The organism is Shimwellia pseudoproteus (assembly GCF_016415625.1).
Taxonomy (GTDB): Bacteria; Pseudomonadota; Gammaproteobacteria; order Enterobacterales; family Enterobacteriaceae; genus Shimwellia; species Shimwellia pseudoproteus.
Genome location: NZ_WBXP01000044.1, coordinates 23,046 through 30,338, shown reverse-complemented (window position 1 = coordinate 30,338; position 7,293 = coordinate 23,046). Strand labels below are relative to the sequence as shown.

The window sequence follows — 7,293 nt, the reverse complement described above, 5'->3', positions numbered from 1 at the left end:
TTTGAACTTTTGCTTTGTCACAGGATGTCGCTACAGGGTCAGGAGTGTGGTGATCTGATCCTAATTTCGGCTAAAAGTTCGATTTATTCAACAAAGCCCGCTGGCGCCGTAAATTTACGGTATATCAGCCCGGGAACGGTGACCTGTTGCAGCGGTTCCGGGATCAGCGCCACCCCCAGCCCCGCGGCGGCAATGGCCAGAACCGTCAGGCTGCTGTCGGCCCGCTGAACATACTGGCAGTGGCCGTTAATCAGCGTATTTAACTGGCGCGTAAGGGGCGCGTCGTTGTCGTGTACCTCATACAGAATCAGCGGTTGCCCTGCCAGCATGTCGAGCGTTATCTCCGCTGACGCGGCAAGCGGGTGCGTGTCGGCGAAGGCCACCATCATCGACCATTCGCCAATCTTTCTCGCCGCAATCTCCGGGGTGTTAATCTTGCGGTGGTCCGGCGTATAGCCAATATCCATCTGCCCGCTCAGTATCGCCGCTACCTGCTGCTGGGGTGGCACTTCCCGGACAACCAGCTCAACATCGGGATACGTCTCGCGAAACAGCCGTAAATCGCGGATAAGCTTGCCGCTAAAAATGGCGTTCCCGGCGAACCCAATGCGCACGGTGCCACTCTCGCCGCGTAACGCTTTGGCTACCGACCGCCGGGCGTATTCGGCCTGATCAAGAATGCGCCGCGCCTCAACCAGCAATAACTTCCCCGCTTCCGTTAACGCCACATGGCGGCTATTACGCAGAAACAGCAGCCCACCCAGCTCCTCTTCCAGAGCACGGATTTGCATACTTAACGCCGGTTGTACGATATTTAATCTGTTGGCTGCGCGGCCAAAGTGCTCTTCTTGCGCAACCGCAAGAAAGTAACGTAGCTGACGCAAGTCCATATAGGCCTCATTGATAATTTAAAATGATAGATAAGTAACAACAATATATTGGATGCTATCGGACAGCAGCGGGATACTCAATATCTCTTCTGCTACTGATGGTAAAACCGGAGTACGACAATGCAGTCAAGACTTGATGATAAACAGCAAATTAGCGACCTGATGATGGGCTGGATCTACCGGGACCTCGGCAACTGGGATGCGTTACGTTCGCTTTTCCACAGCGACGGCACCATTGAAGTGACCTGGTTTGACGGCCTGTTCAGCGATTTTGTTGATGCCTCCGCCCGGATGGGCACCTCTGATCTGCGGACCAAGCACCTGATCACCTCGCCGATTATTACCTTCAACGGCGACAAAGCGCTGGTTGAAACCAACGCCATGATCCTCGGCGAGAATGTGAAATTTAATCTCGGCTGTAATACCCATAACCGGTTTTACGACTGGGCCGAGAAACGTGACGGGGTCTGGAAACTGGTGCGTCGCCAGAGCATTTACGACATGGGTTGCTTCACCTTCCCGCTGGGGCCGGTGGAGATTGACCGCACCGTGGTACAAAAATACCCCCGGGAGTACGCGGCATTAGCCTATTTGCTGGAACAAAGCGGCTTCCCGGTTAAACGCCTGTACGCCACCCGCGGCAGCGAGCTGGAACGCGCCATGAAACAGCAAGGGGAAGCCTGGCTGAACGCCTAAATACCCAGGCAAATGTAGTGATAAACGGCCTTTGCCTGACGCGTTAACGGGAGGGTGCGGTACTGGTTTCTAATTCCACCAGATAGGTCATCGCGTCATGGCGGTTGGTGAAGCACATCTCCAGGCTGGGCTGAAGACGTCCACACACCGCAGGACGCAGGCTGGAGCCAAAGATCTGACAGCGATTATCTGGCGATAATTGCACACACCTGACATTGGCAGGCTTGCCCTGAGGCATCCCGGGGATCGGGCTGGAAATGGACGGCGCAATACAACACGCACCGCAATCCGGACGACATTGCATGGCGTTCTCCGTCTGCAAAGGTGGGCCGACTGTAACAGCTCAGGGTAACAATGACGAGATTCTTTACGCTTTCCCGCGAAATCCTCTTGCCTGCCAGGTTCCTCGCGGGTACTTTGACGCGATATTTTAGTGACCTTATTTCTACAGGATCCTCTGATGGCAAGAGCAAACGAAATCAAACGCGGCATGGCCGTGAATTACAACGGTAAACTGCTGCTGGTAAAAGACATTGATATCCAGTCCCCCAGCGCGCGCGGTGCCGCTACCCTGTACAAGATGCGTTTTTCTGATGTTCGTACAGGTCAAAAGGTCGAAGAGCGCTTTAAAGGGGATGATATCCTCGACACCATTACCCTGACCCGCCGCGCCGTGGACTTCTCTTACATCGACGGTAATGAATATGTCTTTATGGATAAAGAAGATTACACCCCGTATATCTTCACCAAAGAGATTATCGAGGATGAACTGCTGTTCATCCCGGAAGGCGGCATGCCGGATATGCAGGTGCTGACCTGGGACGGCCAACTGCTGGCACTGGAATTACCGCAGACTGTCGATTTGGAAATCGTTGAAACCGCACCGGGTATTAAGGGCGCATCCGCCAGCTCCCGTACCAAACCCGCCACCCTGAACACCGGGCTGGTGATTCAGGTGCCGGAATACCTGACCAGCGGTGAAAGAATCCGTATTCATATTCCGGAGCGTCGTTTTATGGGCCGCGCTGACTAAGCCACGGCTGCCGGAAGATAAAGCGCCCTGCGGGGCGTTTTGTGTGATTACCCACAATAAAAAAGTTGTTATACCAATTAAGTATTAACGATCGACTCCGCACGGAAAGCCGGCAATTTTTCGGCAACGCCTGACTCTCTTCTTTGATCTGATTCACATATCACCGACAAATACGGCGTACCAATTACATTTCTTGTCATATAACTTTACACTGCCCCGGTAACTAGCCACGTCAGCCGGATATCGCCATGAAAACCATTGCTTCCGTAACGCTCGACCCCAGCATCAGCCAGCCTCGCTACCCGCGCCAGCAACTCCAGTCCCGTATTGTTCACCTCGGGTGCGGTGCGTTCCACCGCGCTCATCAGGCGCTGCTCACCGATCGGGTGCTCAACCAGCAAGGGGGGGACTGGGGGATAGCCGAAATCAGCCTGTTCAGCGGGGCAGAATTGATGGCCGCCTTACGGGCCCAGGATAATCTCTATACCGTACTGGAAAAAGGCCCGGACGGTAACCAGGCCATTATTGTCGGCGCGATCAACGAATGCTGTAGCGCCACCCTCGACGGTATGGACAGCGTCCTGGAGACGTTTTGCGAACCCCAGGTGGCGATTGTCTCGCTGACTATCACGGAAAAAGGCTACTGTATCGATCCCGCCAGCGGCCGCCTTGATGTGCATAATAGCCGTATTCAGCACGATCTGGCCTTCCCGGCGTCGCCTCACTCGGCCCCGGGGATTCTGGTCGAGGCACTGCACCGCCGCCGCGCCCGGGGCCTTGCTGCCTTTACGGTATTGTCCTGTGACAATATCCCGGACAACGGCCATGTGGTGCGCCGGGCGGTACTGGATATGGCCGAAAAGCGCAGCCCGGAACTGGCCCGCTGGATAGCCCAGCACGTCACCTTCCCGGGCACCATGGTGGACCGTATCGTCCCCGCCGCGACCCCGGCATCCCTGGCGGAGATCACTGCCTGCCTCGGGGTGGAAGACCGCTGTGCCATCAGCAGCGAGCCGTTTATTCAGTGGGTGGTGGAAGATAATTTTGTTGCGGGCCGCCCCGCCTGGGAAGTCGCCGGTGTGCAGATGGTGGCGGACGTACTGCCCTGGGAACGCATGAAACTGCGTATGCTTAACGGCAGCCACAGCTTCCTGGCCTGCCTCGGTTACCTTGGCGGGTACCCGCACATTGCCGATTGTATGGCCGATCCCCATTATCGCCGGGCGGTGCGCCGCCTGATGCTTGACGAACAGGCCGCCACCCTGGTGATGCCTGGGGTCGATCTGGTGGACTATGCCGGAACGCTGCTGGCGCGCTTTGCCAACCCGGCGCTGCAACACCGCACCTGGCAAATCGCCATGGACAGCAGCCAGAAGCTACCCCAGCGCATGCTGGAAAGCGTCCAGTGGCACCTTGAACAAGGCAGCGACTGGTCATGCCTGGCGCTGGGGATTGCCGGCTGGATGCGCTACGTCAGCGGGGTTGATGATCAGGGGAATACCATCGATGTGCGTGACCCTCTCGCCGGGCAAATCGCCGCGATTGTCGCCAGCACCTCCGCGCAACAGCGCGTACAAGGGCTGCTGGGGCTGACGGCGATTTTCGGCCAGCAGTTACCCGCCAACCCGCAGTTCGTTAAGGCGATAGAACAGGCCTGGCAACAGCTGTGCACTGTCGGGGCACGTCAGGCTGTCGCCGCACTCTGAGCCCCCGGGCAGATAACCGTGACCCGGGGGGCCGCGCTGCCCTGCCGGGTACAATTGCTTTTTTTGTTTTGCTTCTGCGCCGTAACTGGTTAAGAATTCCGGGCAGTGTGATTTTTAACGCCTGACCTGGCGCGGAGCTCCTGTGACAAAAACAAACCTAATTACTGGCTTTCTCGGCAGCGGAAAGACCACGACTATCCTCCACTTACTGGCCAGTAAACCCGCCACAGAGCGCTGGGCGGTGCTGGTGAATGAGTTTGGCGAGGTAGGCATTGATGGCGCCTTGCTGGCAGACAGCGGTGCGGTATTAAAAGAGATCCCCGGCGGCTGTATGTGTTGTGTTAACGGCCTGCCGATGCAGGTGGGGCTCAATACTCTGTTGCGCCAGGTGAAGCCGGACCGGTTATTAATCGAGCCCACCGGCCTTGGTCACCCTAAACAAATCCTCGATATGCTGAACGCCCCGGTTTACCAGCCGTGGATCGATCTGCGCGCCACCCTGTGTCTGCTGGATCCCCGCCAGTTGCTGGATAGCCGCGCCATGCAGGATGACAACTTCCGCGATCAGCTAGCCGCCTGCGATATTATCGTGGCGAATAAAGCGGATCGTGAAGATAGCGCCAGCCGCCAGGCGCTGGCCGACTGGCTGGCCGCGCATCGCGATAACCGGGAACTGGTGATGGCCACCCGGGGGAATATTGATGCAGCCCTGCTGGATCTGCCGCGCAGCAATCACCGGACGCTCCCCGACAGCCCGGACCACGCCCATACTCACCCCAGTACTCGCGGGCTTGGGGCACTGAGCCTGCCGGAACATCAGCGCTGGCGGCGCAGTGTTAACCAGGGCCAGGGCTACCACGCCTGCGGCTGGATTTTCGACAGTGAAACCGTCTTTGATACCGTGGGATTACTGGAGTGGGCCAGGCTGGCGCCGGTTGGCCGGATAAAAGGCGTGCTGCGTATCCCGGAAGGCCTGATGCGGATCAATCGTCAGGGGGAGGATTTTCACATTGAGACCCAGAATGTCGCCCCGCCGGACAGCAGAGTGGAAGCGATTAACGATCAGGAGACTGACTGGAATCCGCTTCAGTCCGCTTTGTTGAAACTACGTTTAGGTTGATCGGACTACCGTGATTGGTTTCTCCCTGTGTTGCTGATGACTATGGCTCGTTTACCCACTATTCTCCTGCTCAATATCCTTGGCGTCGCGCTGTTTTTATCCTGGTTGCTCCCGGCTAATCACGGTTTATGGTTCGTTTTCGACGCCGGGATATTCCATTTCTTCAACCGGGAGCTGGTGGAAAGTCACGCATTTTTATGGTTTGTCGCCATCACCAACAACCGGGCGTTTGATAGCTGCTCGCTGTTGTGTATGGGCCTGCTGATGCTTTCTTACTGGCTGAAGGCAACCCCACCGGGGCGTCGGCAAATCGTGATTATGGGGGTGGTGATGTTGCTCTGTGCCGTGGTGCTAAACCAAATTGGCCAGGCTATTCCTGTTGAGCGCCCCAGCCCGACACTTTATTTCCCCCATATTAACCGGGTCAGCCAGTTACTGGATTTCCCCACTAAAGATGCTTCCCGTGATAGTTTCCCGGGTGATCATGGGTTAATGCTGCTGATATTTTGTGGCTTTATGCTGCGTTATTTCGGCGCAAAAGCGTTCGCCCTGGCCATTATTATTTTCCTGGTATTTATCGTGCCGCGAATGATGATCGGCGCACACTGGTTTTCCGATGTATTTGTCGGCTCATTATCCCTGGCATTAATCGGGTTACCCTGGTGGTTAATGACACCGTTTTCTGATGTCATTATCCGCTGGTTTAATCAGCGGCTACCGGGGAAATATAAACAATCTGGTCACAATTAACGCAGATTATTTAACCATACCATCAGTGCACGTTAAGGTGCTCTGATGGGTATTTTTGTCACATTTTGAATTATCTAACGATTGATAATAAATAATCACCAGCGAATTAACCACTTACCTGCCGGGGTCGACATCTGTACACTCTCTGACCATTGTCACAATATGTCTATTTACATCACATTTTCTTATAAAAAAGGACGTAAAAGCTCTCGCCTTGAATAAGTTGTTAGGGTACCCTCAATACGTTTTGTGCTCCGGAGGCCCGCAGACTGGCTGACCTAACAGCCAAATAAAAGTGTGCGTTCAAGCACATTTCTGCCAAGCAGGAATTGTCTCGTAGCGCATTAATAACTTAGTCTCGTTCGCGGTTGGCATTTACATAACGATATTTATCGTTAAGGACATCAAGGGATAAAAATAAATATGGTCAAGTCTCAACCATTTTTGAGATATATCTGGCGGGCAATCCCCGCAGTTACCGTGGCAGTATTGTTATCGGCCTGTAGTTCAACAAATACAGCAAACATGCATTCTGAGACGCATGCAGTGGGGTCAAAAGATGGCTTTTTACTGCAAGCCTCTCAGGATGAATTCGAAAGTATGGTACGTAACCTGGACGTTAAATCCCGGCTTATGGACCAGTATGCTGACTGGAAAGGTGTTCGTTACCGTCTGGGCGGCAGTACTAAACGCGGGATCGACTGCTCGGCATTCGTTCAGCGTACTTTCCGCGAACAATTTGGCTTAGATTTACCGCGCTCCACCAGCGAGCAGCAGGACAGCGGTCGTCCGGTATCGCGCAGCAAACTGCGTACCGGTGATCTGGTTCTGTTCCGCGCAGGTTCCACCGGGCGCCATGTTGGTATTTACATCGGTAATAACCAATTTGTTCACGCCTCTACCAGCAGCGGTGTGCGCATTTCCAGCCTCGATGAGCCTTACTGGAATAAGCGCTATAACGAAGCGCGCCGGGTGCTGAGCCGCAGTTAAACCGACAGGTACCCCTTGATACCCAGGTAAAACCGCGAATCTGATAAGACGCTGCCCCGGCAGCGTTTTTTATTACCTGATACTGACGCGCGACTGTGCGCTACGCTA

Annotated in this window: 8 protein-coding genes; 6 read left to right on the top strand and 2 right to left on the bottom strand. The window is 54.9% G+C overall.

Features of this window, described 5'->3' with window-relative positions; all coding sequences use genetic code 11:
- Positions 1–83: 83 nt before the first annotated feature.
- Positions 84–890, bottom strand: coding sequence for a LysR substrate-binding domain-containing protein (locus tag F9C28_RS16105; protein WP_199016353.1), 807 nt, complete (start codon positions 888–890; stop codon positions 84–86).
- A gap of 120 nt (positions 891–1,010) precedes the next feature.
- Between F9C28_RS16105 and F9C28_RS16100 the strand changes: the two genes are divergently transcribed.
- A complete protein-coding gene (locus F9C28_RS16100) occupies positions 1,011–1,586 on the top strand; it encodes a nuclear transport factor 2 family protein (RefSeq protein ID WP_199016352.1) in 576 nt (191 codons plus the stop codon).
- Positions 1,587–1,629: 43 nt separating this feature from the next.
- Here F9C28_RS16100 and F9C28_RS16095 read toward each other — a convergent pair whose 3' ends face one another.
- Complete coding sequence (locus F9C28_RS16095) at positions 1,630–1,890, bottom strand: YkgJ family cysteine cluster protein (protein WP_199016351.1); 261 nt, start codon at positions 1,888–1,890, stop codon at positions 1,630–1,632.
- A gap of 156 nt (positions 1,891–2,046) precedes the next feature.
- On the opposite strand from F9C28_RS16095, the gene yeiP reads away from it, so the two are divergent.
- The 5 genes from yeiP to mepS all read left to right on the top strand — a co-directional run bounded on the left by yeiP (position 2,047) and on the right by mepS (position 7,185).
- Positions 2,047–2,619: an elongation factor P-like protein YeiP gene (yeiP, locus tag F9C28_RS16090; RefSeq protein WP_199016350.1), complete on the top strand. Its 573-nt coding sequence runs from the start codon at positions 2,047–2,049 to the stop codon at positions 2,617–2,619.
- Positions 2,620–2,867: 248 nt separating this feature from the next.
- Positions 2,868–4,325 (top strand): mannitol dehydrogenase family protein, encoded by a 1,458-nt coding sequence (locus tag F9C28_RS16085; protein ID WP_199016349.1) that lies wholly within the window; start codon positions 2,868–2,870, stop codon positions 4,323–4,325.
- A gap of 142 nt (positions 4,326–4,467) precedes the next feature.
- Complete coding sequence (locus F9C28_RS16080; RefSeq protein ID WP_199016348.1) at positions 4,468–5,445, top strand: CobW family GTP-binding protein; 978 nt, start codon at positions 4,468–4,470, stop codon at positions 5,443–5,445.
- A 36-nt stretch (positions 5,446–5,481) separates the two neighbouring features.
- Entirely contained in the window at positions 5,482–6,195 is a 714-nt protein-coding gene (locus tag F9C28_RS16075) for a phosphatase PAP2 family protein (protein WP_199016347.1), read from the top strand.
- 423 nt (positions 6,196–6,618) lie between these two features.
- Positions 6,619–7,185 (top strand): bifunctional murein DD-endopeptidase/murein LD-carboxypeptidase, encoded by a 567-nt coding sequence (gene mepS / locus F9C28_RS16070; RefSeq protein WP_199016346.1) that lies wholly within the window; start codon positions 6,619–6,621, stop codon positions 7,183–7,185.
- The last annotated feature ends 108 nt before the right edge of the window (positions 7,186–7,293 follow it).

Excerpts from the sequence above, each read along its gene's own strand:
- F9C28_RS16105 (WP_199016353.1), bottom strand. The coding sequence starts at position 890 with ATGGACTTGCGTCAGCTACGTTACTTTCTTGCGGTTGCGCAAGAAGAG.
- F9C28_RS16100 (WP_199016352.1), top strand. The coding sequence starts at position 1,011 with ATGCAGTCAAGACTTGATGATAAACAGCAAATTAGCGACCTGATGATG.
- F9C28_RS16095 (WP_199016351.1), bottom strand. The coding sequence starts at position 1,890 with ATGCAATGTCGTCCGGATTGCGGTGCGTGTTGTATTGCGCCGTCCATT.
- yeiP (WP_199016350.1), top strand. The coding sequence starts at position 2,047 with ATGGCAAGAGCAAACGAAATCAAACGCGGCATGGCCGTGAATTACAAC.
- F9C28_RS16085 (WP_199016349.1), top strand. The coding sequence starts at position 2,868 with ATGAAAACCATTGCTTCCGTAACGCTCGACCCCAGCATCAGCCAGCCT.
- F9C28_RS16075 (WP_199016347.1), top strand. The coding sequence starts at position 5,482 with ATGACTATGGCTCGTTTACCCACTATTCTCCTGCTCAATATCCTTGGC.
- mepS (WP_199016346.1), top strand. The coding sequence starts at position 6,619 with ATGGTCAAGTCTCAACCATTTTTGAGATATATCTGGCGGGCAATCCCC.